Raw genomic sequence first — 23,945 nt, forward strand, 5'->3', positions numbered from 1 at the left:
GGTCAAAGGGATCAAGGCGCGGAGCGCACCCGCGTCTTGAACGAACGCGGTTTGACGACCAGCACGTCACAATCGAGCGTATCGAGGATGCGTTCGGCGGTATTGCCGATGAAAGCACGCTTGAGGCCGCTGCGTGAGACCGCCCCCATCACAAACACGTTTGCACGCCATCGCTTGGCGATCGCGGGGAGTAACTGTCCCGGTTCGCCTGGCACGAGCGTTCGATCCTTGCGCATCACCTGCCTCGCGCCAAGCAGCCGCTCCACGGCACCCTCCGCCTTTGATCGCAATTCACGCTCCTCCTGTGCGGTGAGCGGAACCACAACGGGGGTGCCTGGAACCGGCACGGCCGTGAAGGGCAACGGATATACATAACAAATGCCTAGCCGCCCCTGAAGCGCGTCAGCGAAATCGCCCGCCGCGGACACGATCTCTTTATCCAAGCGAGCCGATTTCGCGTGCGCATGCGAAGGATCGACCGCCGCCATCACGGTCGGTCGGGCCGGTAGCGACGCCGAGCGGCTGATCCAAAGCGGGCACGGACACTCGCGAATCAATTCCCAATCGGTGTTCGTCAGCAGCCATCGCTCGACACGATTGCGCGGAGCCGCTTGAATGATGAGCATATCAGGCCGATGCTCGAGGACCTGTCTCACCAGCGCTTCCCCCGCCGGATAATCCCAAACCACCGAAGCAGTGACCGGGACACCAGAGCGACGTAGCCGCTGCACCAGCCGATCCAACTGCGCTTGCAGTGGTTCGACGACGGCGCCGATCCGCTCCGCGCGGCGCTTTCCCGAAGGCAGGTGCGGATGGCTGAATATATGTACCACGTGCAACGAGGCGCCAACTCTTTGCGCCAGTTGCGAAGCTTTGGCAAGAAGCCGGCTGGCGGAGCGATCGAGATCTGCCACCGCGATCATCAGGCAATTCCAACGCGCCATGAGCGAATCCTCGAACCCTGAACTCGTTGCCGATTCTTGAGCAGCCGCGTAGGCGACGACATGAGGGCTCCCCCTGAACGGCCTGTGGCTGTCCCTGCCGACATTGCGTAGCCGCTCCGCAAATCCTCCGATGGCCGCCGCACCTGCCGTTCACTAGCGTATTGTGGAACCCATCGTTCCGGGGATGATTCGATGAAACGCATCGCGCTGTTCGTCCTCACCAATCTCGCCGTGCTGGTCTTGTTGTCGATTGTGGCGAGGCTGTTCGGCCTCGATCTCGCATTGGCGCGACAGGGCATCGACATGGGCAGCCTGCTAGTGATGGCCGCAGTGATCGGCTTCGTCGGCTCGTTCATCTCACTCGCCATTTCGAAATGGTCCGCGAAGCACTTGATGGGGGTGCGTATCATCGAAACACCTCGAGACGGCGCGGAACAGTGGCTCGTCGATACAGTACGTTCGCATGCGCAACGCGTTGGCATCGGTATGCCTGAAGTGGGAGTCTTCGATGCGCCGGAGATGAATGCATTCGCGACCGGTGCACGACGAAACAGCGCACTCGTTGCCGTTAGCACGGGGCTCTTGCGCGGCATGTCCCAGGATGAAGCCGAGGCGGTGCTCGGCCATGAGATCACACACGTCGCCAATGGCGATATGGTGACGCTCGCGCTGATTCAGGGCGTCGTCAACACGTTCGTCATATTCCTCTCACGCGCCATCGGCTCGCTCATCGACGGCGCGCTCCGAGGCGGCTCGCAAGATCAACGGCGTGGACCGGGGCCGTTCTATTTCCTGATCGTCATGGTGCTGCAAATTGCACTTGGACTGCTGGCCAACATCGTCGTGATGTGGTTCTCGCGGCAGCGAGAGTTTCGTGCTGATGCGGGCGGCGCGGAGTTGACCGGCACCTCGAGCATGATCGGCGCACTCGAGCGCCTGGAATCGCAGTCAGGCGCGATCCTGCCCGGTCAGTTCAAGGCCTTCGGCATCGACGGCGACGTCGCACGAGGCTTGCAACGTTTGTTCATGAGTCATCCGCCGATTTCGGAGCGCATCGCCGCGTTGCGAAGCGCTCGATACAGCGGGCTGTCGATGATGCCGCAGTAGGCCGGCAACGGCGCCGTGGCCAATCCATACGCGATCGACACCCGCCGACTGACCCGTCGATTCGACGACATCGTCGCCGTCGACGGTGTCGAGCTGCGGGTGGCCTCCGGAGCGATCTTCGGCCTGCTGGGCGGCAACGGCGCAGGCAAGACCACGATGGTCAAGATGCTCACGACGCTGCTCGCACCCACTTCCGGATCAGCCACCGTGGCCGGCTTCGACATCGTCTCGGCACCACACGAGGTCCGACGCCGCATCGGCTATGTGCCGCAAATGCTGTCCGCCGACGGCGCGCTCACCGGCTACGAAAACCTCTTGCTGTCCGCCAGGCTCTACGCCGTCCCTCGCGCTGAGCTGGCGACTCGCATCGCCGACGCACTCGGCTTCATGGGCTTGAACGAGGCCCGCAACCGACTGGTGAAGACTTACTCCGGCGGAATGGTGCGCCGGCTGGAACTCGCGCAAAGCATGTTGCATCGACCGGCAGTGCTGTTCTTGGATGAACCGACCATCGGCCTCGACCCGGTGGCCCGGCACCTCGTGTGGCAGCGCCTGCGGGATCTGAATGCCAGATTCGGCATGACCATTCTGCTGACCACGCACGACATGGAAGAAGCCGATCATCTGTGCGGCGATCTCGCCATCTTGCATGCCGGCAAGCTCGCGGCGCATGGATCGCCCACTACGCTGAAAGCCGCACTGAGCAGCAGGGCGACGCTCGATGATGTCTTCGCGCACTATAGCGGCACGATGGATCAAAGTGGTCGTCTACGCGATACCGACCAAACACGTCGCGCAGCTCAGCGATTGGAGTAAACATGCACCAGTTCGCGCTCGAGGTGTTCGCGATCGGCGCCGTGGAGTTCCGGAAGCTGATGCGCGACCCGACGGAATTGATATCGCGGGCCATCCAGCCGGTGCTGTGGCTGGCCGTGTTCGGACAGGTATTGAGTCACGCTCGCGGCATCGAAACCGGGCGCGCCGGTTATCTCGCCTTCATGACACCCGGCATCCTCGCGCAGAGCGTTCTGTTCAGCGCCATCTTCTACGGCATCGCCGTCATCTGGGAGCGCGACTTGGGCATCGTGCACAAGCTGCTCGTCAGTCCCGCCAGCCGAACCGCTCTGGTGATCGGCAAAGCAGTCTCCGCCGATTTTCGTGGTGTGGCGCAGGCGATCCTGGTTTACATCATCGCGCTCGTGTTGCGAGTGCCGATTCGCTGGGAGATCGGTGCAATCGTCGGAGTGCTCTGTATCGTCGCACTGGGATCGGCCATCTTCTCGACCTTCTCGCTGGCAATGGCGTGTATCGTGAAAACGCGCGAACGTTTCATGGGCATAGGTCAAGTGCTGACCATGCCGCTGTTCTTCGCCAGCAACGCGATCTATCCGTTGTCGCTGATGCCAGAATGGCTCCGCCGGGTCGCGAAACTCAATCCGCTGACCTATCTGGTCGATGCGCTTCGAGGCTTGATGGTCCAGGGCGAACAAAGCGTTTACGGCCTCGCGGTCGACTGCGCCGTGCTCGCCGTGGTCTTCGCGGCACTGGTGCTCGTGACCGTCAGAATCTATCCGAGACTCGCGCAATAGTCGGCGGCGCCCTTCATAGCCGACTCGCCGCGCGGCTACGCAGCCCGGCGCGGCGATCCGGACGAGTGCGTGATTTCATCCACAAATGTCGCAAGCTTCGTTTCGTAGGCGACCGCGTCCGCCAGTTCCTTCGCATTGAACCCCGCCGCAGCGACCGCCCTGTGGCCCGCTGCCACTTCGAGCGCTGGCTGCAACTTCCCAACGTCGGTATCGCCGGAGGTAACGAAGAACGCCACGCTATGAATGCGATCGCTCATCCGATTGAGATAGCCGCGAATCGCCGGTGTCATCCGCCACATCCAGACCGGCGTGCCCACGATCATCAATGGATACCTGGCGGGATCGAGCTGAGGCGTCCCGATCTTCGCTGGCGCTTTCCTCCACGCATCGAATGCGGCCGACACTTTCGATAGACCGCCGGCGCCGTGGCTCAGGTCACGAATACTCTCGATATCAGCCCCGAGGCGAGTGGCGAGATCGCGGGCAACCCGCGCTGTGTTGCCGCTCAGAGAGTAGTAGACCACCAATACACGTTTGGTCGCGTCCATGACATCACCTCCGCTGTTCGACGCGCGCCACTTCCCTGGCGGTCGCGACGAAGCTGTCGGGGACCGGACCATGCGCTGAACGCCGATGGATAGCGCGACTCGCAGGTGATCGAATCCCTTCGTCTGGCGATAGGAGATCGCCCGGTCCGTGAACAACGAGGCGTAGCAGCGCCGGCACGCATCGAGTAACTCGCGCTCGCCGTGCACATTTAGAAACGTTTCCCTGCTGCCCGGCGAGGCTGGCGTCAGGAAGGTCTTCGGCTGTGGCACTCGAGCGCACGGCAACACTCGCCTCCGTCGCGCCCGACAGTTTCCGGTACGCCTCGCAAATGGCGGCAGCAATGTCAGCGGGGAACTCGCCATCGAGGAATAGCCGGCGCACGGCTTCACCCGTCTCATGCAGACTTGCCTTGCCACCTGCCAGCGCCTCGAGTCGCCGCGCAAGAGATCGCGCAATGCCGTTTGCTTCTACATACATTCGATAGGCCGCCGAGGTGGTGGCGAACCCGGGCGGGACAAGCACGCCTTTGGATTTCAGGCGTCGCACCATCTCACCGAGCGAGGCGTTCTTGCCACCCACCAGCGGCACGTCATCCCTGCCCAGATCCTCCAACCAAACGACAAACCGGGTGTCAGTCAGCTGAGCGGCCATGGCGACCTCCGCAGAATTTGCGCAAGCGCGAATAGAGCGCAGTCTGCCGCACGCCGCTATTTGCCTCTCTACCGAGGTCCGCGTAGTCGCTCGGTGATTCCTGCGGCCTGTCCCCCAGCTCAGGAAAGGTACGCAAACCTGTTCTTGTTTCGCGGATGTTGCGTCATGCCCGACCAGCATACGGTCAAATCACAAAGAAGGAAGATACCCGTCATGTTCGGATATCTTCCAATGTTTCCCCCAGTCTGCGCCGTCGGCAGTCTGCGCCGTCGGCAGGATGAGCCGCCCGGCCAGTGTTCAGCCGTTGCGCGTCGAAGATCGTTCCACCGGTCACATCGCGGCGTCATTGGAGAGTCACTCATGAGCACGGCGTGCCTGCGTTCGGATAAAGACTTCGATGAGTGCCGTCACGCAATGCATCGGAACTGCCGCGACGGGCGATCAAGGAACCGCGCATGACGTGTGCTCGTCGGGCGGCATATGTTCTCATCACCTTTCGCCAGAGTCCTCGGATATGTGAACTGTCCGAAGTCATCATGTAACCCTCTAATGAGCGACGTGGGTGATATCACCGCCGGATTGCCGCCGCCGTGACGTAAGGAGGTGTCGGCGCGGCCGCTCGGTACGGTCGCGATAAGTCCGACGATCGACGGGACTCTGGAAGCCACGCGGTTTGACGACAAGCACGTCACACGGGAGCTTATCGAGCACACGCTCGGCGGTATTGCCGATGAACACTCGCTTCAGTCCGCGGCGCGAGACCGCGCCCATCACGACGATGCTGGCACCGTATTTCTTGGCGAGTCGCGGCAGCTGAATGGCTGGGTCGCCGCGCACGACCACCGAGTTCTCGGCTGGAATATCTGCGTTCCTCTGCAGTCTGGCGATGCCTTGCTCGAGATCCTGCTGGTGAGCGCGTTGATCTTCCTGCGACATCGCAAACCAGTACGCCTCCGGGCTATCGATCAGGGCCGGCTCCCGCACATCGAACGCATGACATAGCATGACCTTGTCGGCGCGCGCGCCCGTGGCCTCGATGGCGTTGGCGACTACGATGTCGTCGAGCATCGCGGGCTTCGCATGCGAATGCAGCGGGTCCACCGCGGCCAGCACCGGCGCACGTGGATCGAATTTCACCGACTTGCTCAGCCAGAGCGGACACGGGCAGTTGCGGATCAGCTCCCAATCCATGTTGCTCAGGAATAGTCGGGTGAACCGGCCGTGCCCATTGGATTCCATCAGTAGCATTCGGGCGTCGGATTCCATGGCTTCTCTGATCAGCGCATCCTGGACGGGATAGTCACGGCGCACCGCCGTGCTCACCGGCAGGCCCCGCAGGACCGCCAGCTCCCCTAACCTCTTCAGCTGCGAAATGCGGTCCTCGAGATCGGCCTCGGCCGCCTCTCGAATCGTGGCGCTCGCTCGCGCCAGTGAGCTTTGCGGAATCGGGAGCACGTGCACGAACCTGAGCGGCGCCTGGTACAACTTCGCAAGCGCCGCCGCCTTACGCAGGATCGGACGGGCCGCAATGGCGGGCGCGCGTACCGCGACGAGAATCGGCCGGCTATTCCACGTCCTGTTCATGTTGCTGCCTCCGGTGCGAGTAATGGCGACTTCCACACGACCCAAAGCGTAGCAACGTGCTTGAAAATTGAATTAAGGAGACCCGCCTATTTGGTCTCGGTCCACACGGTTCACGAGCACCCGCGCGAGCCCGGGGAACCACGCAGGAACTGAGCACATTCGCTGAATGTTCTGGCGATGTGACAAAGACTACGTTGCCCGTGTGGCCACTCCCCTTACGCAGATGCGGCACGCCCCCATGGAACGGCATCGCGAACGATTGCTACGAGCCCTGCTCGTGCTGTTTGGGGTTGAGGTGGGCGGCTAGTGACGCAGCTGTGCTAACGCGATATCCAGCGCGGCAAAGACGACCGTCACAGTGACGACTTCCGCTGCGTCCAACGATAAGAATCGCGAGAAAAGCAGCAGCGGCAGCAAAGCCTCTCCCAGTTGATCGAGTCCTACGGTCTCTGTGCCCGGCCGCAACTTCAAACGACGCTTGACCGCGCTCGACAACACATCGGCGATGAGAGCAGCGACGCCAAAGCCGGCGCCGACCCACGGCGGCAGCCCCATCGACCAAGCGGCCAACGTGCTTGCAAGCGTACCGGCAACGAGACCCCGCCAGGTTTTGTGAGCGCCGAACAGTCGCTCGCCGTCACGCAGTACATAGCCGAAGTCGAGCGGCCATGCCCAGCGCCACCTCGCCAGCTTTGCAACGACGACGGGAGTGGCGTTCGCCGCGACGAGCAACGCAAAGGCTTGGAGGGCTTCGATTCCGATGAGCATGAGATGCCGTAGATAAGAAACCTCAGACTGTCCTGGTTCCTCGATAGAGCGAGGATCCGGTGAGCTCCGCGGCCATGACGTACGCGAGGGTGACAATCATCAATGTGCCGACTACGGTGTGCGTGATCGGCACGAAGCTCACAGCGGCAACGAACGCAAGGCAGGGAATGGCCGCTGTCAGTGCCGCCAGAATGAGTGTCGAAACGAGCAGTACAGTGCCCGGCCTGCTCTTGAAGAATGGTCGGCGTGTGCGCACCAAGCTCGCGATGGTCAATTCGGTGAGCAATGATTCGACGAAGCAGCCCGACGTCAGCCATCGACTGGAACCGACGACTTGCGCTGTCGGCGCCGGCCGTTGAAAACCAGTCTTGTCATCGGCTTTGAGCACACAGATCGTCGGCGCAAATATGCGCTCAGGCAATGGCGGCCCGCTCCGCCGTCGTCGGGACCGGTCGCGAGCGCTGCGTCTCATGCAGGATCTTCGTGAGCGCCTCGCGCTCGACGGTTTCATGCGTCAACAACAGCTGCGCGAGCGCGTTCAACGCCGACCGGTTCGCAGCAAGGGTGTCGCGAACCCGAGCTTCCGCCTGCAGCAGCAGCTGCTGGATCTGGGAGTCGATCTGGCGCGCCGTCTCCTCGCTGAATTCCCTCGCGACGGGCAATCCGGCGTCATTCAAATAGCTACCGTGCGTCCTGGTTTCGAATACCGCCGGCCCGAGCGTCTCGGTCATGCCGTACTGAGTGACCATGTGCCTGACGAGATCCGTCGCGCGCTGCAAGTCATTGCTCGCGCCGGTGGAGACCTCACCGAACACCAACTCCTCGGCGACACGGCCACCGAGCAGCACGTCGAGCCGGTCGAGCAACTCACCGCGCTTCATCAAATAACGATCTTCCGTCGGCAATTGCTGCGTGAATCCCAATGCACCGATGCCGCGCGGGATGATCGAGACGCGGGAGACTTTATCCGTCGTGGCACGCAGCTCGGCAATCAATGCGTGACCGGCTTCGTGGTAAGCCACCGTTTCTTTCTCCTTGGGATTCATCACACGGCCGCGCTTTTCCAAGCCGGCAATCGCGCGATCGATAGCCGCGTCGAAATCGCTCATGGCGACGGCGGACTTACCCTCCCTCGCCGCATGCAACGCCGCCTCGTTGACGATATTCGCGAGGTCGGCGCCGGCGGTACCCGGCGTTTTGCCTGCAACCATGGCCAGATCCACATCGGCGCCGAGCACCAGCCGCTTGGCATGCAGGCGCAGGATTTTTTCGCGGCCGCGAATGTCCGGCCGGTCGATCGCGACATGGCGATCGAACCGTCCGGGCCGCAGCAACGCGGGATCGAGAATTTCCGGACGGTTGGTCGCCGCCATGATGATCACACCGCGATTGGTCTCGAAGCCATCCATCTCGACCAGCAATTGGTTGAGCGTCTGTTCGCGCTCCTCGTGCGAGCTGAAGCCATTGACGCCACGCGCTCTTCCCAACGCATCGAGCTCATCGATGAAGATGATGCAGGGAGCAAGCTCGCTGGCTTGATGAAACAGATCGCGCACACGTGCCGCACCCACGCCCACGAACATCTCGACGAATTCCGAGCCGCTGATGAGGAGAAAAGGAACGTTCGCCTCGCCCGCCACAGCTTTGGCCAGCAGTGTCTTGCCCGTCCCCGGCGCACCGACGATCAGAATGCCTTTCGGGATATGTCCGCCCAGCTTGGTGTATCGATTGGGATCGCGCAGGAACTGCACGACTTCCATCAGCTCGGCCTTGGCCTCATCGATGCCTTCCACATCCGAGAATCGGACGCCGACGTTCTTCTGCACGAACAACTTGGCCTTGCTTTTGCCGACGCCGATGAGATCGCCCGCGCCTCGCGCACCGAGTTTTCCGATAAAGAAGAACCACACCGCTGCGAAGATCACTGCCGGCGCAAGCCACGACAGCAACATGACGAGCCACTTGCTCTCGCGGGCGCCGCCGAAATGGACCTTGGCCGCGGTCAGGTTCTGATACAGCGTGGGATCGTCGACCCGGACGGTGCTGAACTCGACGGTCTTCTCGTGCTGAGCGCGCTGGAGTTGCTCCTTCACGGCATCGGGCAGTTGCGAAGGATCCGCCGGAATAGTCAGCGTGCCCTCGACCGTGTCCTCGGTTATTTCAACGTTGGCGATCAGCCCCGAGCCCAGCAATACTTTGAAATCACTGTAGTCGAGCGTCACCGTGGCGTGCTGAGCGAACCACAGCTGCATCACGAGCACGGTCAGCAACGCCAAGCCGAGCCAGCCATAGCCACTTTGCGGCCGCTTCGTTGACGGGTCGGCCATGATCTCAACCGGCAGCGCACATCGCCGGCATTCGGCCAGCCAGGTTCAAGAATGCCGATGGCTCGGCGTGCGAAGCAAACTCGGCCGCTTGCGACTTGATCTTGCGCACGGTCTCGATGACCCGACGCGGCGTACCGAGGTCGCTCCAACCGCACGCCGGCACTTTGAGCACGCGTAGAGAATCAGGATCCCGTTGCAGGATGTCTCGCGAGAAATCGATCGTCGCTGAGCGTGCGTACAGCTCGGCGAGTCGATATGCCTGTGCCGCCGCCGGCGTTCGAGTCACGATATGCCGCATCTCCCCAACGAGATCGGGGCAGGTCCGCTCGAAACGACGCAGCAGGTGCTGGCCATTGACCGCGAAGATGAATGAGTTCCATACACCTCCTCGGGCGATCAGAGCGCGAGCAGTGGCGGCGTCGGGTTTCTCGACGAAGTCACGAACCGCGGCTACATCTCCAGCACCTTCGGCCACGATATAGCCCAGCTCTGGGTCTGCCTCCTCGGCCGTCATTCCCAGTAGCAGCATGCTTTCGGGAGTTCGAACGACTTCGCTCATCGCCTCGCGCAGGCTGGCCGCCAGCACCAACTCGTTGCTGACGTAGTGATCCGATGGCAATAACAGAATGCTGGCTTCCGGATCCCGATGCAGGATCCGCAACAAGGGCAAGAGAATTCCCGGCGCCGTGCCGCGATTGCTCGGCTGGCTGATCAGATTGCGGCCGGGTATCGGCAGGTCGAGGTTCTGCCACCAGCGACGGTGATGCTCGGAAACGGCGATCATGGTCTGTTCAGGTGAACCGACCAGGCTCGCGCGGGTCACGGCGTCGTGCAACAGCGAGCCGCTGTGACCGAGCGAACAGAATTGCTTGGGTACTGCGATTCCCGACGCCATTCGGGTCAACGCTTGCAGGCGAGTCCCCTCGCCCCCGGCCAGAATCAACGCCCAGTTGTGTCCGGCGTCCCAATGGGTTTCCCAGCGCTGTAGTGACATTGAAGTTCCCCTGCGTTCGCGCGGTCGTGGTTACAGAGAGATTGTCAGCTCCCGCGCCCTTCAACAGCCGTGAACGGCCCTGGGACGTTACGTAGTACACCGGAGTGGCTGCGTGGGTTCGGCGCTGGCCGCGCTCGCCGCAGTGGCGCAGAGTATTTCCATGCTGCTGTTCGCCCCCAAAGCTCCCTTGGACCGCGTCGTGGACGCGCTGTGCAGAGCCTGTGTGGCTGCGCGAGCGCCTCTACCAACGACAAGCTGCAACGTCGTCGTGCGCCGTGTGGATCACGGCCCGGTATTCATCGAGTGCATGGACCCGACGCTGCTCGGCACGCCGATGATCAATGCCGAGCTCGCTCTGGCGTCCCGGATTCGGCGTCGGCTGCGATGGGCGATCGGCTGGATCTAGGTGACGATATGGCGATCGGTCACTGGCGTGCGGTACTTCCCTGGCTACTCCCGCTACCCTTGTTCGCCGGCGGTGCCCATGCCGAATCGACCGACATGCGCATCGTCACCAAAGTTCGGCTCACCGAGTGCTGCATCGAATATCGCGGGCTCATTACCTCCGAGGCGAACGACGGCGTGTACGAGCTGTACGACGAAGCTTCGCCCAAACCAACCACCCTCGTCATCGAAAGCGACGGCGGCGGCGCGGCGGCGGCGATGGAGCTGGGCAACTGGATGCTCGACCATGACATGGATGTCCAGGTCGATTCGCACTGCTATTCGAGCTGCGCCAACTACATCTTCCTCGCCGGGCACGCCAAGCTGCTTGCATCTCACGCTTCACTCATGTGGCACGGCGGTACCATGCAGCCGATCGATCGGGCCGAGCTGGAACATCTGCTAGATGACATGCTCGGCCAGCTCGAGCCGGAAGCGCGCGAAGCGGTGCTTGCCGAGCGTCCACGGGAAAAACTTATACTGCAGTTGGATGAATCGCGACTCGAGTTGCTCGCGCGTGAGACACGGTTCTTCGCACGCATCGGCGTCGATGAGCGCATTACGGTGCTCGGCCATCTGTTCGAGCATGAGCTGCTCGCCAACGACCATGACTATTCCGGCTGGGATCTATCGCTGGACGATCTGGCCAAGCTCGGTGTGCGCGGAATCAAGGTCGTCGACGCTACCGAATGGCAGCCATGGCCGAGCCGCGATGGCCTGTTGGTCTATCGCATTTCACTCGACCGCCTTCCCGGCTTCGACCCTCGCCTGCCCTGAGCTCGATAGCCAGCTGCTACCAATGCAGGCCCTTCATTACCTTGGCAAAGGCCACCGCTTCTTCCGTAGGCGGTGCCTCGCAGCTCGTACCCAGCGCCGCGGCCGAGTCCGGGAACATGCGGAAAGCGGCACTGTTGATTGTGTCGGCAATGGTCGGTGCAAACAGCTCCAGCAATCTCGCGAACATGCCCAGCCGACTCACGATGCGCGGCGACTGATGCACGATGGCATCCACCACCAGCTCGGCGGCTTGCTCAGGCGTCAGTGCCGGTAACTTTGCGTATGCCGTCGTCGGCGCAATCATGGGGGTACGCACCAAGGGCATGTTGATGACACTGAAGCGCACGCCTCGATCACGGTACTCGGCGGCCGCACAGCGTGCGAAGGTTTCGATAGCGGCTTTGGACGCCGCGTAAGCGGAGAAGCGCGGCGCATTGCTCAACACACCGATGGATGAGATCACCACGACCTGCCCCTGCCCTCGCGCCTCCATGCCCGGCAACAACGCCAGCGTCAAGCGCACAGCGGCGAAGTAATTCAGCTTCATCAGGCGCTCGAAGTCGTGCTGACGCTGATAGGACGCTGCGATCGCGCGCCGGATCGAGTGGCCGGCGTTGTTGATGAGAATATCGATGCCGCCGTGCTCGGCGAGCAGTCGCTGAAGGAACCCGTCGCAAGCGCTGTCATCGGTGATGTCACAAGCGTACGTGTGCGCCGTTCCGCCGCGATAGCGAATCTCCGCTTCGGTCTCGGCCAGACGCGTTGGATCGCGAGCCGCGATGATCACAATGGCGCCAGCATCCGCCAGACGCAGCGCCGTCGCACGGCCGATGCCAGAGCTGCCGCCCGTGATCAACACCCGTTTTTTCGCCACCTTCCCCCTCAGGCTATGGTCGAGGGTGAGATCGGGATCCAGCCGACGCTCCCAGTAGTCCCAGATCCGCCAGCCGTACTCCTCGAGTCTCGGCAAGCGCACGCCGCTATTTTCCAGCAAGAGGCGCGCGCGCCGGTTGTCGAACAATGTCGGCATATTGACGAACGTCAACACGCTGCGAGGCAGTTGCAGGTCGTCGAGCAGCTGATCGACGACTGCCCGGGCCGGCTCATACGAAGCGAGAATCGACGATAAATCGATGGGCAGCGAGCGAAGCAGCTCGGTATCGACGCGCAATCCCATCAACGGCGCATGCCCGGCACGCGCGAACAGATTCAGTATCTCGCCGGCATGACGTGGCTGTGGATCGGTCAGATGAAAGCAACGGAAGTCCTGATCCGGTATCTGCGACAGGTGCACCAGCGCCGCCGCCACATAGTCGACAGGCACAAGATTGACGTACCCGCCTTCGAAGCCAATGGTCGGCAGCCAGGACGGCACATGACGCCGCATGATCTGCAGCGCCTTGAAGAAATAGTACGGGCCATCGACTTTGGTGATGTGACCGGTACGCGAATCGCCGATGACCATGCCTGGCCGATAGATACGCCACGGCAGATGTGTTTGTTGGCGTACCAATGCCTCCGCATCGTGCTTGGTGCGAAAGTAGGGGTGGTCGAGACGACAAGCCTCCTCGAACATGTCCTCGGTAAATACACCGTCGTACAGACCCGCCGCGGCGATGGAACTGCAGTGATGGAAGTGCCGCGTACTCATCGCCCTCGCGAACTCCAACGCATGCCGCGTACCGTCCACGTTCGCCCTCAGTAATGCTTCGCCATCGGCTTCGATGTCGTAGAGGGCGCCGAGGTGAAAAAAATGTTCGATGGGCTGCCCGATCCGGGCCCGCCCGGCCGGCGACACACCCAACTCCGGGTCGCGCAAATCCCCTTCTACTGCAATGACTCTGCAGGCTTGCGGTCCCCACCACTGGCGCAGCTCATCGAGCTTTTCCAGCGCCGACCATCGGACCAGCACGTACACCGGCCCCGGCACCCGCGCCAGCAGCTCTCGCACGAGATAGCGGCCGATGAAGCCCGTTGCGCCGGTGACGAAACAACCCATGAGTCCCCGCGAGCGGAGGAAGTCAGTGATCGCAGGCTAAGAACCTCGCGCCGTTTCAAACATCGGGACTAGCCCGTAATGTCTCAGGGGCAGACGCGCTTTACGCGAGGCGCGCTTTGGCAGTTAGATATCTGAATCAGGAGCGGCATGAATCATGTCCGGCGAATCGATCGGCCCGGTGGATCTGGCATGGCTGCGCATGGATCGCCCGACCAATCCCATGGTGATCGTCGCCGTTCTGATCCTGAGCGAGCCGCTCTCGTACGGCCGGCTGAAGAGTGTACTCGCGCAACGTTTACTGACATTCGACCGCTTTCTGGATCGGCCCGTTTGCGACGCAATCAGCGGCCACTGGCAGCGTGACTCTTCTTTCCAGCTCGGTGCGCATTTACGTCGTTTGAAGCTTCCGCCGCGCGCACACGAGGCTCAGTTGCAGGCGGCGGCCAGCAGGCTCGCCAGCACGCCATTGAATCCCGCGCGGCCGCTGTGGCAGTTTCACCTGGTAGAGCGCTTTGGCAAAGGCAGCGCCATCATTGGCCGCGTCCACCATTGCTACGCGGACGGTGTTGCCCTCATGCGCGTGCTGTTGTCACTCACCAGTAGCGTGCCACACGATCCGACACCGCCTCACGACGGTGCTGGAGACAAGTCGCCCGGCGGGGCTCTTTCGCTGCTCGCACCGCTCACCAAAGCACTGGACTCCGCCGGAACGATGGCGCAACGAGCGATCGAAACGACTGCGGATATCGTCAGCACATCGTTGCAAGCGCTCGCCCACCCGGCACAAGCGGCGACCCTCGTTCAACGAGCCACCGACGCCACGCGCGAGCTCGCGAAAATCGCATTGATGCCTCAAGATCCGCAGACGCCGCTGAAAGGCGCGCTGAGCAGGCACAAGCAGGTGGCCTGGGCTGCGCCTTTGTCCTTCGCCGAAGTTAGAGCGGTCGCGCATGCGCTCGGTGTTTCGATCAACGACGTGCTACTGGCGACAGTCGCCGGTGCGCTGGGCGCCTATCTGGAAGATCAGGAAACAGCGATCGAATCGATGTCTCTGAAGGCACTCGTGCCGGTCAATCTGCGCCCCCCCGATCAGCCGCCGCGCCTCGGCAACGAGTTCGGCCTGGTGTTCGCGAGCCTACCGATCGGAGAGCGCCATCCACTTGCCCGATTGTATGCCGTGCACCGCGACATGGAGGCCCTGAAACATTCCTCGCAAGCCAGCGTCGCGTTCTGGCTGCTGACCGCGATGGGCTTGTTGCCGGGCATCGTCGAACAGCAAGCCATCGAATTGTTCACGACCAAGGCAAGCCTGGTCATCTCCAACGTACCGGGTCCCCGCGAACCGCTGTATGTCGCCGGTGCACGCATCGAACGACAATTCTTCTGGGTGCCGCAGGCCGGCAGCATCGGTGTTGGCGTCAGCTTGCTCACCTACGACGGCAGCGTGCATTTCGGCGTCATGGCGGATCGAAACCTCATTGACCATCCCGAACAGATCGCGGCGCGTTTCGTTGGGGAGTTTGAGCGGCTGCTGCTGCATGTACTGGCCGGAACGGCGGTCGCCGAGATTCCGCGCCCGGCGACCACTCCGTAATCACCCGCGGGTTTTCGCTATACCTTCGGCGACGGACAGGCTCGCACACTCGGTTACGTTGCCTGCACCGCTGCATGCGCAACCAACTACGATCGACTTTCTATGGAGGATGAATCATGGCCACCCGAAAGAAGCGCAAGTCCAAGCACGCATCCGCCCAGCCGAGCGGTGCACTCGGAAATGTCATCGAGACCGGGCAACACATCTGGCTTGCTGGACTGGGCGCCGTCGCTCGCGCACAGCGCGAAGGACCGAAACTGTTCGAAGCTCTCGTGATGGAAGGCAGCGAATTTCAGGACAGCACGCGAGAGAATGTGCAGGAGCGCAGCGCCGACCTGCTGAATGAGTTGCGTTCCAAGCTGGATGCCCGAACCGCGGGCATGCGTGGCAAAGCGGCGGAAACCATGGGCAATCTCGAGGAGATTCTGCAGGCGCGCGTTCTCAAGGCGTTACAACAACTCGGTGTACCGACATCGCACGAGATCGAGGCGCTGAGCCGCAAAGTCAATGAACTGAACCGCTCGGTGCAGGCTCTCACCCAGACCAGATCGGGAAATGCCAGTGGGCGCAAAAGAGCCGGGGCTGCCGCAGCCACGGCCCAGCAAGGCGCTGCCGTCTGAGCAACGTCCATGCTGCAAGTGGAACCCGCCGCCAGGAAGCGAGGTAGCCACCGGCGCATCGCGTTGGCGTTGGCTGGCGGCGGGCCCTTGGGCGCGTTCTATCAGCTCGGCTGCCTGCACGCGCTCGCGGACTGCACCGCTGGTTTGGATCTGAGCCATCTGGATGCATACGTCGGGGTGAGTTCCGGCGCAATCATCGGCGCGGCGCTCGCCAACGGCATCGACACCGGACAGATGGTTCAGCTGTTTTTTCTGGAGGACGGCGCCGAGGTGCATCCGCTCACGCCAGGCATATTGATGCGGCCGGCGTTGGGCGAATACTGGCAGCGCGCCCTCCGTGTTCCCTCACTGCTGGCTCGAATCGCAAGAAATATTTCGAAGGATCCACTGGGCCAGAACTGGGCCGCATTGCTCAGCCCGCTGACCGAGGCGATTCCCACGGGCGTATTCGACAATCGCCCTTTCGAACAGTATCTCAGAGAGCTGCTGGGCTCGCCTGGACACACCAACGATTTCCGCAAGCTCGATGCGATGCTCAGGATCATCGCCACCGATCTGAACACCGGCGAGGAAGTGCGATTCGGCGAGCCCGGGTTGGATCACGTGCCGATCTCCGAGGCCATTCGCGCAAGCACCGCCTTGCCAGGGCTGTACACACCCGTCCGCATCGCCGGTCGCACACTGGTCGACGGCGCCTTGCTACGCACGGCGCATGCGTCGTTGGTGCTCGACAGTGGCGCCGATCTGGTGATCACCGTCAATCCCCTGGTCACGTTCTCCGGATCGCCGCACGCCCGCCACAGCGATCTGTCCGAGGGCGGCTTCATCACCGTCATGAATCAGACTTTCCGGGCGCTGATTCAATCGCGCATGCAAATTGGCATGGCGGCATACCGCGAGCGCTATCCCCACAGCGACCGGCTGCTGTTTCAACCGGATCGCGACGACAAGATCATGTTCTTCGCCAATATCTTTCGTTACGCCGAGCGCTATCGCCTGGCAAGCCACGCATACCAGCAGACTCGACAGGATCTGTTGCAACACACTTCAGCTCTGGCCCCAGTACTGAAGCGGCACGGCATCCGGCTGCGCATGGAACGCTTGCGAGACCCGCAACGCTGGCTCGCTCCGAGCACGGACGTCCATTTCGGCACCGGAACGACCGTCCATCTACATCACGCGCTCGATCGCCTCTCTCACTGGTTGACAGCGCACTGACCCCATCGTTGCCAGTTCCACTGAGCGACTACGCGAGGGTCACGACGCGCCCGGCTCCGCTAAGGCAATATCTTGTAGCCCGTCGATCGCAGGTTCAGGGGCTCGCGATGAACAAGCCATGGCTGAAGCACTATCCACCCGGCACGCCCGCCGAGATCGAGCTCGACCAACGCGCCACCCTGGTCGAGATGTTTATATCCAGTTGTGCACGCTTCAAGGATCGGCCCGCATTCCACAACTACGGGACGACGCTGACCTACGCAGAGCTCGAACAACGCTCGCGCGCCTTCGCCGCCTGGCTGATCGCGCAAGGATTTCACGTCGGCGAGCGCATTGCTCTGATGCTGCCGAATGTCCTGCAGTATCCCATCGCGATGTTCGGCGCGCTACGCGCGGGACTCGTCGTAGTGAACACGAACCCGCTGTACACACCCCGCGAGCTCGAGCATCAGCTGCGTGACTCAGGCGCAACGTGCATCGTCGTGCTTGCGAACTTCGCGCACGTCGTCGAGCGAGTGCTGCCCAATACGAACATTCGTATCGTCATCACGACCGAGCTCGGCGACGTGCTGCGATTTCCCAAGGGTGTCGTCCTCAGCTGGGCCGCCCGTCATTTGAAGCATCTGGTCCCAGATTTCCACATACCAGGCGCCGTGCCGTTTCGCCAGACGCTGGAGGCCGGCGCACGCCTGCCGTTCGCGCCGCCGCTGACCGTCGCCGACGATCTCGCGTTCCTGCAGTACACCGGCGGTACGACTGGCGTAGCCAAGGGCGCGATGCTATCGCATCACAATCTGATGGCCAACCTGGAGCAGGTGTCGACGCTGTGGCGCTCGTACATCCTCGACGGTGCCGAGATCATCATCACGCCGCTGCCGCTTTATCACGTGTTCTGTCTGACCTGCAATTGCCTGACGTTCTTCAAGCACGGTGGGTTGAACGTACTCATCACCAATCCACGCGACATCCCCAGCTTCGTCGCGGAGTTGGCACGGTGGCCCTTCACGATCATCTCCGGCGTCAACACGCTGTATAACGCGCTGCTGGAACATCCCCGCTTCGCGCACGTGAACTTCTCGAAGCTGAAGCTGAGCGTTGCCGGCGGCATGGCCCTGCATCCAGACGTCGCCGCGCGCTGGCAAAAGCTGACAGGCAACGCGCTCATCGAAGGCTATGGGCTGACCGAATCGTCGCCTGTCGTCGCCTGCAATCTGCCGGGAGCGTCACGGCTCGGTAGCGTGGGCGTGCCATTGCCATCCACGGAGATTTCCATTCGTGAGGACGGAAATGAAGTCCCGTCCGGGCAAGCCGGTGAACTCCATGTTCGCGGCCCGCAGGTCATGTGCGGCTACTGGAACATGCCATCGGAAACGGCCCAGGCGCTCGATCGGGAAGGTTGGCTGCGCACCGGCGATATCGCCACTGTGGATGACGAGGGCTTCGTTCACATCGTGGATCGCAAAAAGGACATGATCATCGTGTCCGGCTTCAAAGTGTTCCCGAACGAGATCGAGGCGGTGCTGACCATGCACGATGCGATCGTCGAGGCAGGCTGCATCGGCGTGCCCGACGATCGCTCGGGTCAGGCTGTCAAGGCGTTTGTCGTGACTCAGACGGAGCTGAGCACGGAACAGATCATCGAGTTCTGTCGCGCCCGATTGACCGCGTACAAGGTACCGAAGTACATCGAGTTTCGCGCAACCCTGCCGAAGACCAACATCGGCAAGATCCTGCGCCGGGCTCTGTTGGAAGATGCAGGCAAGGACTCCCATGGCGCAACCGGCACAGCTGATCATTGAGTCCATCGCACGCCACCGCGCGCAGATCGATCGCGATCCGCAGCGGCGCGAGCGCCTGCGAGCACTACAACGCTTGCAAGTCGAGCGCTTGCGGTGGACCTATACCGACTATGCGGCGCAGCCGAGATATCGAGCCGCACTGGAGTTCTTCGTCGCCGATCTCTACGGTCCGCACGCTCATACCGGCCGGGATCAGGGCTTGCGCAAGGTCCTGGATCAATGGGCTCGGCTCTTGCCCAGCCGGGCGCTCCACGCGCTCAGTCGCGCTCTGGAGCTGGAGTTACTCACCCAGGCGCTCGATATTGCCGTCCTTGAAGCCTTGCAAGGCGCGCCGGCCGACTTTGACACCTATCCCGCAGCGTATCGCACCGCTGGCCGATACGAAGATCGCCGCCGACAGATTGCGCTGATCCTTGCAGCAGGCCGCGATCTCGATGCCTTGATCGAGATTCCTGCGCTCGGCGCGGCCTTACGCGTCGCCCGAGTGCCAGCCCGCGTGCTGGGGGTGACGGATTTGCATCGGTTTCTGGAACGCGGCTTCCGGGCGTTCAAGCAGATGAACGGTGCCAGTGCGCTGTTACGGATCATCGCGCGGCGCGAGACGGATCTCATGCGGCGACTCATCCAGGGAGTCGCCGATCCCTTCCGCTTCCACAAGCCGTCCGTGAGCCCGTGATGTCAGCCCACTCCAGCTACGACTTCATCATCATCGGCGCGGGTTCCGCGGGGTGCGTGCTGGCTCGTCGGCTCTCCGCACAATCGTATCGCCGGGTACTCCTGCTCGAAGCCGGCGGTCGCGATCTGAATCCCTTCATTCACATGCCGGCGGGGCTGGCGCAGCTCGTACACAACCGTCGCATCAACTGGAACTACTACACCGAGCCGGAACCCGAACTGGAAAATCGCCGTTTGTATTGGCCGCGCGGCAAGGTTCTCGGCGGCTGCAGCTCGATCAACGCGATGTGTTACATCCGAGGTCAGCCTCAAGACTATGACGACTGGGCTCGCAATGGTGCCGTGGGTTGGAGCTACGACGACGTCCTGCCGTTCTTCCGCAAATCCGAGCGGTATCAGCACGGTGAATCCGCGTATCACGGCAGCAATGGCCCGATTTCCGTCGAAGATCTGCGCTATCGCAATCCGCTCACGGATACGTTCCTGGCGGCGGCAGTGTCGAGCGGACTGCCGCTCAATCACGATTTCAACGGCAAACGTCAGGAAGGCGCCGGTTACTACCAGGTGACTCAGCGCCGGGGGCGACGTTGTAGCGCCGCCAGCGGCTATCTCGAAGTCGCGCGCCAGCGCCCGAACCTGAGCATGCGAACGCATGCGTTGGTCGAACGTGTGTTGATCAGCCATCACCGGGCGGTCGGCGTGGCATATCGCGTCGGTGCCAAACGCCACATCGCCTACTGCGACGGCGAAGTGTTGTTGAGCGCCGGCACGATCAATTCACCGCAGGTTTTGATGCTATCCGGCATCGGTCCAGCGGACCACTTGCGCGGTCACGGACTGGACGTGGTCGTCGATCAACCGTCGATCGGCGAGAACCTGCAGGATCATTTGGACGTATGCACGCTCCACAAGTGCAGGCGGCCGATCACCTACGACTTCAATCGGCGGCAGGAATTGCAAGTGCTGTTGCGGTACTGGCTGAAGCACCATGGCCCCGGCCTGTCGAACATCGCGGAAGCTGGAGCGTTTGCCTGCAGCTCCCAAGCCGCGCTCGACCGGCCGGACATACAGATGCACTTCGTGCCGGCACAGCTCGACGATCATGGACGCAATCGCCTGCCGGGCCACGGCTACACGCTGCACGCCTGTCATCTCCACCCTCGCAGTCGTGGACGAATCCGATTGCGTTCGAACAGTCCCGCCGACGCGCCGCTGATCTTTGCCAATTATCTGCAGGACTCGCGCGATCTGCAGGCGATGCTGGAAGCATTGCGTCTGTCCCGGGATATTCTACGCTCGCCTGCGTTTGATGAGTTACGTGGTGAGGAAGTCTTTCCCGGCATCAACGACGGCAGCGACGCACAGCTCACCCGCTTCATTCGCCACAAGGCGGAAACCGTCTATCACCCGGCCGGCACTTGTCGGATGGGTACCGACTCGAGCGCGGTCGTGGACGAGAGGTTGCGTGTCCGGGGCATTTCCGGGCTGCGCGTCATCGACGCCTCCGTGATGCCGAAGATCGTCAGCGGCAACACCAACGCGCCCACCATCATGATCGCCGAAAAGGCCGCGCACCTCATCCTCACCGACGCAGACAAGTCATGAAGACCGATCCTGGATTGGCTGCTGCGAACGTGAGGACGTGGAGAAAGCCGCAGGCGATGCCTCGGGCGTCACGGAAGTGAAGAACGACCTGATCGTCAGCGTGTAATCGACCCGGCGAACACTCTCCGGGGTCATACCGAGACAGCGCGTGGATGTTCCTATTCGATACCGACCCGAAGCGAGGAAACATACGAGCACGAGCACTCAAGAGGACCGAAGATGCAAACGCCGTTGCGAATTTCTTTTCGGCACATGGAGCCGTCTGCCGCCGTCGAAGCCCGAGTCCGCGAGCACCTCGAGCGCCTCGAACGCTTTCACGAAGACATCATCGGGTGTCACGTGATCATCGAGGCGCCGCCGGCGCACCGACGACACGGCGCGCCTTTCGACGTGACCATCGACCTGACGATCCCAGGTCGGGAAATCGCCTTTCATACCGGCCACGCCGAACGCGCGGAACATGAGGATGTCTATGTCGCCATCCGCGACGGCTTCGATCGCGTCAAGCGCCTGCTGCACGAACAGGAGCGAGGAAAGACCAGAATTCACCCTACCCAGAGCCCGCCATGAATGCCAACCTTCCCACCGAGGTCGAATTCCAGATCGACCAGGATGCTTGTCTGAAAGGCTTTCTGCGCACGCCGCCCGAACCTCGGGGCATGATCGTCTTCGTACACGGCAGCGGCAGCAGTCGCTTCAGCACACGCAACCATCAGGTCGCACGCGCTCTGACCCAAGCCGGCTTTGCGACGCTGCTCATGGATTTGTTGACGGCATGCGAGGAGCAGACCGACGCGATCACGCGCGAGCTTCGCTTCGACATTCCACTGCTGGCCAGGCGAGTGATCGCGACGATCGATTGGCTGGGAAGCCAGGCGCCACTTGCCGAGCTGCCTGTCGGCTTGTTCGGAGCAAGCACCGGTGCGGCCGCGGCGCTGGTCGGCGCCTCCGAGCAACCGGAACGCGTGGCGGCAATCGTCTGCCGGGGCGGCAGGCCCGACCTTGCGGGTGAGTCGCTCAAGCTCGTACGCGCGCCGACGCTGATGATCGTCGGCAGCCTGGACACGACAGTTCTCGAACTCAACCGCTACGCTTCGTACCGAATGTTCGCCCCGCTGCGACTGGTCATCATCGACGGTGCAACTCACTTGTTCGAGGAGCCGCGCGCGCTCGAGCAAGTCTCCCAGCATGCGCTGGGCTGGTTCACGAAGTACCTGATCAGGTTGCCGCCGGACCGGTCGAGCGCTTTCCGTCCTGCTGAAGCGCGGACCTGACGAACGCAGCGGTCTTCGCCAGGCTCGCAAGTTCTCGATATTGCGTCTCGGGTACGTCGATCCCGAACTGTTGGTGCAGGCCGATCGCGAAGTTCAACGTGTCCATCGAATCGAAGTCGAACTGATCGCGAAACGGGATCTCGGGCTTCAACTTCGCCGGATCGACGTCCGGAGCGACCTGCAGGAACGCGTTCAGTATCTGTTGCTCGATCGTGGGAGTATTCATAATTGCTCCGGTGCTTGCAGAGCATTGCGAATGGTCGCAAGAAAGCGCGTGCCCGCGCGGCCGTCGGTGACCCGATGATCGGCGGCCAGGGAAATCGGCACAGTGAGCTCCGCCCTCACCTGCCCCTCGACCACCCACGGCCGCTCGCGAATGGCGCCGACCCCGACGATCGCGACTTGCGGTGGATAGATCACGGGGATGACGGAATCCACGTCCTCCTCCGCGAAGCTCGTGACGGTGAGGGTTGGCATCGATAACTCGCTCGAGCGCATGTGGCCGGCGCGGACTCTTGTGGCGAGATCGCGCAGATCGATCATCAATGCAGCGAGCGATTTCTGGTCCGCATTCAGAAGGGCCGGCGCGACGAGCCGCCCGCCGCGCATGGCGATCGCCACGCCGAGATGAACGTCGCTGGCTGCCTGGAATGCATCGTCTTTGTAGAAGCCATTGAATTCCGGCATCGCCTTTGCGGCCTGTGCGACCGCCTTGAGCAGCACGCAGGACGGCAACAACCGCGATTCGATATCGACCCTGGCGTTGTACCGGTCCAGAAAAGCACGTGCCTTCGCGAAGCTGCAGGTCAGCGACAGGTAGTAGTGAGGAATTTCACGTTTGGAGCGAGACATCGCGCGGGCAATGATCTGACGCATGTCATGCGCCGGTTCGGCGATCCCAGGCTTGTCCACCGTCTGTGCCGCTCGCACCACATCCTCGATCGTGATCGCCGCGCCCATGCCGGTGCCAGTGACCCGCTCGAGATCGACGCCGAGCTCACGGGCGCGCGCGCGAGCGGCCGGCGAGACTTTGCGCCGATGAGCCTCCGGCGACGGTACAGAGCTGATCGTCGGCGGCACGATCGTTGTCGTCGGTGTTGTACTCGTCGCGGCGTGCGTTGCCGGCACAGGCGCCGACCGCGCCAGCGGCTGCGGTGCCTCCGAGGGTTTGCCGACTTCGATGACTTGTCGGGTGCGAGTCGCGCCCCCGTTCAACTGCGCGAGCAACGTACCGACCGCCACATGCGTGCCTTCCGGCACCAGCAGTTGGTCCACGACGCCGTCCGAGAAGATCTCGACATCGATGATGCCTTTCTCCGTTTCGACCAAGGCGACGATATCGCCGCGCTTGACGGCATCCCCAGGCTTCACGCGCCATTGCACCAGGGTCCCGGCCTCCATGTCGGGACCGAGCGAAGGCATGCGAA

The 23,945-nt window shown here is 62.3% G+C and carries 23 protein-coding genes and 1 pseudogene; 13 read left to right on the forward strand and 11 right to left on the reverse strand.

Annotation, left to right across the window (positions count from 1 at the left end; all coding sequences use genetic code 11):
- Positions 1 to 11: 11 nt before the first annotated feature.
- Positions 12 to 944: a universal stress protein gene (locus EKO19_RS34070; RefSeq protein ID WP_129781891.1), complete on the reverse strand. Its 933-nt coding sequence runs from the start codon at positions 942 to 944 to the stop codon at positions 12 to 14.
- A gap of 192 nt (positions 945 to 1,136) precedes the next feature.
- Here EKO19_RS34070 and htpX point away from each other — a divergent pair, with 192 nt between their 5' ends.
- The 3 genes from htpX to EKO19_RS34085 are packed head-to-tail and all read left to right on the forward strand — an operon-like array spanning position 1,137 to position 3,640.
- On the forward strand, positions 1,137 to 2,051 hold the full coding sequence (htpX, locus tag EKO19_RS34075) for a protease HtpX (protein ID WP_129781892.1): 915 nt from the start codon (positions 1,137 to 1,139) through the stop codon (positions 2,049 to 2,051).
- 15 nt (positions 2,052 to 2,066) lie between these two features.
- Positions 2,067 to 2,867: an ATP-binding cassette domain-containing protein gene (locus EKO19_RS34080; protein ID WP_129781893.1), complete on the forward strand. Its 801-nt coding sequence runs from the start codon at positions 2,067 to 2,069 to the stop codon at positions 2,865 to 2,867.
- 2 nt (positions 2,868 to 2,869) lie between these two features.
- The gene (locus tag EKO19_RS34085) at positions 2,870 to 3,640 is read left to right on the forward strand and encodes an ABC transporter permease (protein ID WP_129781894.1); all 771 of its coding nucleotides are present in this window, start codon (positions 2,870 to 2,872) and stop codon (positions 3,638 to 3,640) included.
- Positions 3,641 to 3,675: 35 nt separating this feature from the next.
- On the opposite strand, the gene EKO19_RS38770 is transcribed toward EKO19_RS34085, so the two are convergent.
- The 7 genes and pseudogenes from EKO19_RS38770 to EKO19_RS34115 all read right to left on the reverse strand — a co-directional run bounded on the left by EKO19_RS38770 (position 3,676) and on the right by EKO19_RS34115 (position 10,513).
- Positions 3,676 to 4,188, reverse strand: a complete 513-nt coding sequence (locus EKO19_RS38770) for a flavodoxin family protein (RefSeq protein WP_175597277.1) — start codon at positions 4,186 to 4,188, stop codon at positions 3,676 to 3,678.
- Between the two features lie 45 nt (positions 4,189 to 4,233).
- Positions 4,234 to 4,840 (reverse strand): annotated as a pseudogene (locus EKO19_RS39675) (PEP/pyruvate-binding domain-containing protein); the annotation flags it as partial.
- Between the two features lie 546 nt (positions 4,841 to 5,386).
- The gene (locus EKO19_RS34095) at positions 5,387 to 6,424 is read right to left on the reverse strand and encodes a universal stress protein (RefSeq protein WP_129781895.1); all 1,038 of its coding nucleotides are present in this window, start codon (positions 6,422 to 6,424) and stop codon (positions 5,387 to 5,389) included.
- A 303-nt stretch (positions 6,425 to 6,727) separates the two neighbouring features.
- Positions 6,728 to 7,192 (reverse strand): CDP-archaeol synthase, encoded by a 465-nt coding sequence (locus EKO19_RS34100; protein ID WP_129781896.1) that lies wholly within the window; start codon positions 7,190 to 7,192, stop codon positions 6,728 to 6,730.
- A 22-nt stretch (positions 7,193 to 7,214) separates the two neighbouring features.
- A complete protein-coding gene (locus tag EKO19_RS34105) occupies positions 7,215 to 7,580 on the reverse strand; it encodes a hypothetical protein (RefSeq protein ID WP_129781897.1) in 366 nt (121 codons plus the stop codon).
- Between the two features lie 25 nt (positions 7,581 to 7,605).
- Entirely contained in the window at positions 7,606 to 9,519 is a 1,914-nt protein-coding gene (ftsH, locus tag EKO19_RS34110) for an ATP-dependent zinc metalloprotease FtsH (RefSeq protein WP_129781898.1), read from the reverse strand.
- 4 nt (positions 9,520 to 9,523) lie between these two features.
- Positions 9,524 to 10,513, reverse strand: coding sequence for a sugar phosphate nucleotidyltransferase (locus EKO19_RS34115; RefSeq protein WP_129781899.1), 990 nt, complete (start codon positions 10,511 to 10,513; stop codon positions 9,524 to 9,526).
- Positions 10,514 to 10,625: 112 nt separating this feature from the next.
- Between EKO19_RS34115 and EKO19_RS34120 the strand changes: the two genes are divergently transcribed.
- Both EKO19_RS34120 and EKO19_RS34125 read left to right on the forward strand, forming a co-directional pair.
- Positions 10,626 to 10,919, forward strand: a complete 294-nt coding sequence (locus EKO19_RS34120; protein WP_129781900.1) for a hypothetical protein — start codon at positions 10,626 to 10,628, stop codon at positions 10,917 to 10,919.
- Positions 10,920 to 10,927: 8 nt separating this feature from the next.
- On the forward strand, positions 10,928 to 11,734 hold the full coding sequence (locus EKO19_RS34125; RefSeq protein WP_129781901.1) for a Clp protease/crotonase-like domain-containing protein: 807 nt from the start codon (positions 10,928 to 10,930) through the stop codon (positions 11,732 to 11,734).
- A gap of 16 nt (positions 11,735 to 11,750) precedes the next feature.
- Here the strand turns inward: EKO19_RS34125 and EKO19_RS34130 are convergent, their stop codons facing one another.
- Positions 11,751 to 13,733 (reverse strand): SDR family oxidoreductase, encoded by a 1,983-nt coding sequence (locus tag EKO19_RS34130; protein WP_129781902.1) that lies wholly within the window; start codon positions 13,731 to 13,733, stop codon positions 11,751 to 11,753.
- Positions 13,734 to 13,887: 154 nt separating this feature from the next.
- On the opposite strand from EKO19_RS34130, the gene EKO19_RS34135 reads away from it, so the two are divergent.
- From EKO19_RS34135 to EKO19_RS34170, 8 genes are all read left to right on the forward strand, one after another.
- A complete protein-coding gene (locus tag EKO19_RS34135; RefSeq protein ID WP_129781903.1) occupies positions 13,888 to 15,327 on the forward strand; it encodes a WS/DGAT/MGAT family O-acyltransferase in 1,440 nt (479 codons plus the stop codon).
- Positions 15,328 to 15,443: 116 nt separating this feature from the next.
- Complete coding sequence (locus tag EKO19_RS34140; RefSeq protein WP_129781904.1) at positions 15,444 to 15,947, forward strand: phasin family protein; 504 nt, start codon at positions 15,444 to 15,446, stop codon at positions 15,945 to 15,947.
- 9 nt (positions 15,948 to 15,956) lie between these two features.
- On the forward strand, positions 15,957 to 17,165 hold the full coding sequence (locus EKO19_RS34145; RefSeq protein ID WP_129781905.1) for a patatin-like phospholipase family protein: 1,209 nt from the start codon (positions 15,957 to 15,959) through the stop codon (positions 17,163 to 17,165).
- Positions 17,166 to 17,272: 107 nt separating this feature from the next.
- Complete coding sequence (locus tag EKO19_RS34150; protein WP_129781906.1) at positions 17,273 to 18,964, forward strand: AMP-binding protein; 1,692 nt, start codon at positions 17,273 to 17,275, stop codon at positions 18,962 to 18,964.
- Entirely contained in the window at positions 18,936 to 19,640 is a 705-nt protein-coding gene (locus EKO19_RS34155) for an FFLEELY motif protein (protein WP_129781907.1), read from the forward strand. The genes EKO19_RS34150 and EKO19_RS34155 overlap by 29 nt, the downstream gene beginning before the upstream one ends.
- Positions 19,640 to 21,244: a GMC family oxidoreductase gene (locus tag EKO19_RS34160; RefSeq protein ID WP_129781908.1), complete on the forward strand. Its 1,605-nt coding sequence runs from the start codon at positions 19,640 to 19,642 to the stop codon at positions 21,242 to 21,244. Before EKO19_RS34155 ends, EKO19_RS34160 begins: the two co-directional genes overlap by 1 nt.
- A gap of 219 nt (positions 21,245 to 21,463) precedes the next feature.
- Entirely contained in the window at positions 21,464 to 21,814 is a 351-nt protein-coding gene (locus tag EKO19_RS34165) for an HPF/RaiA family ribosome-associated protein (protein WP_129781909.1), read from the forward strand.
- Positions 21,811 to 22,518 (forward strand): dienelactone hydrolase family protein, encoded by a 708-nt coding sequence (locus EKO19_RS34170; protein ID WP_129781910.1) that lies wholly within the window; start codon positions 21,811 to 21,813, stop codon positions 22,516 to 22,518. The genes EKO19_RS34165 and EKO19_RS34170 overlap by 4 nt, the downstream gene beginning before the upstream one ends.
- Here the strand turns inward: EKO19_RS34170 and EKO19_RS34175 are convergent.
- Both EKO19_RS34175 and EKO19_RS34180 read right to left on the reverse strand, forming a co-directional pair.
- A complete protein-coding gene (locus tag EKO19_RS34175) occupies positions 22,463 to 22,744 on the reverse strand; it encodes an acyl carrier protein (protein ID WP_129781911.1) in 282 nt (93 codons plus the stop codon). The two genes, EKO19_RS34170 and EKO19_RS34175, sit on opposite strands and share 56 nt — an antisense overlap.
- Positions 22,741 to 23,940: a dihydrolipoamide acetyltransferase family protein gene (locus EKO19_RS34180; protein WP_217705776.1), complete on the reverse strand. Its 1,200-nt coding sequence runs from the start codon at positions 23,938 to 23,940 to the stop codon at positions 22,741 to 22,743. The genes EKO19_RS34175 and EKO19_RS34180 overlap by 4 nt, the downstream gene beginning before the upstream one ends.
- Between the last annotated feature and the right edge of the window lie 5 nt (positions 23,941 to 23,945).

The organism is Peristeroidobacter soli, assembly GCF_004138485.1.
Taxonomy (GTDB): domain Bacteria; phylum Pseudomonadota; class Gammaproteobacteria; order Steroidobacterales; family Steroidobacteraceae; genus Steroidobacter; species Steroidobacter soli.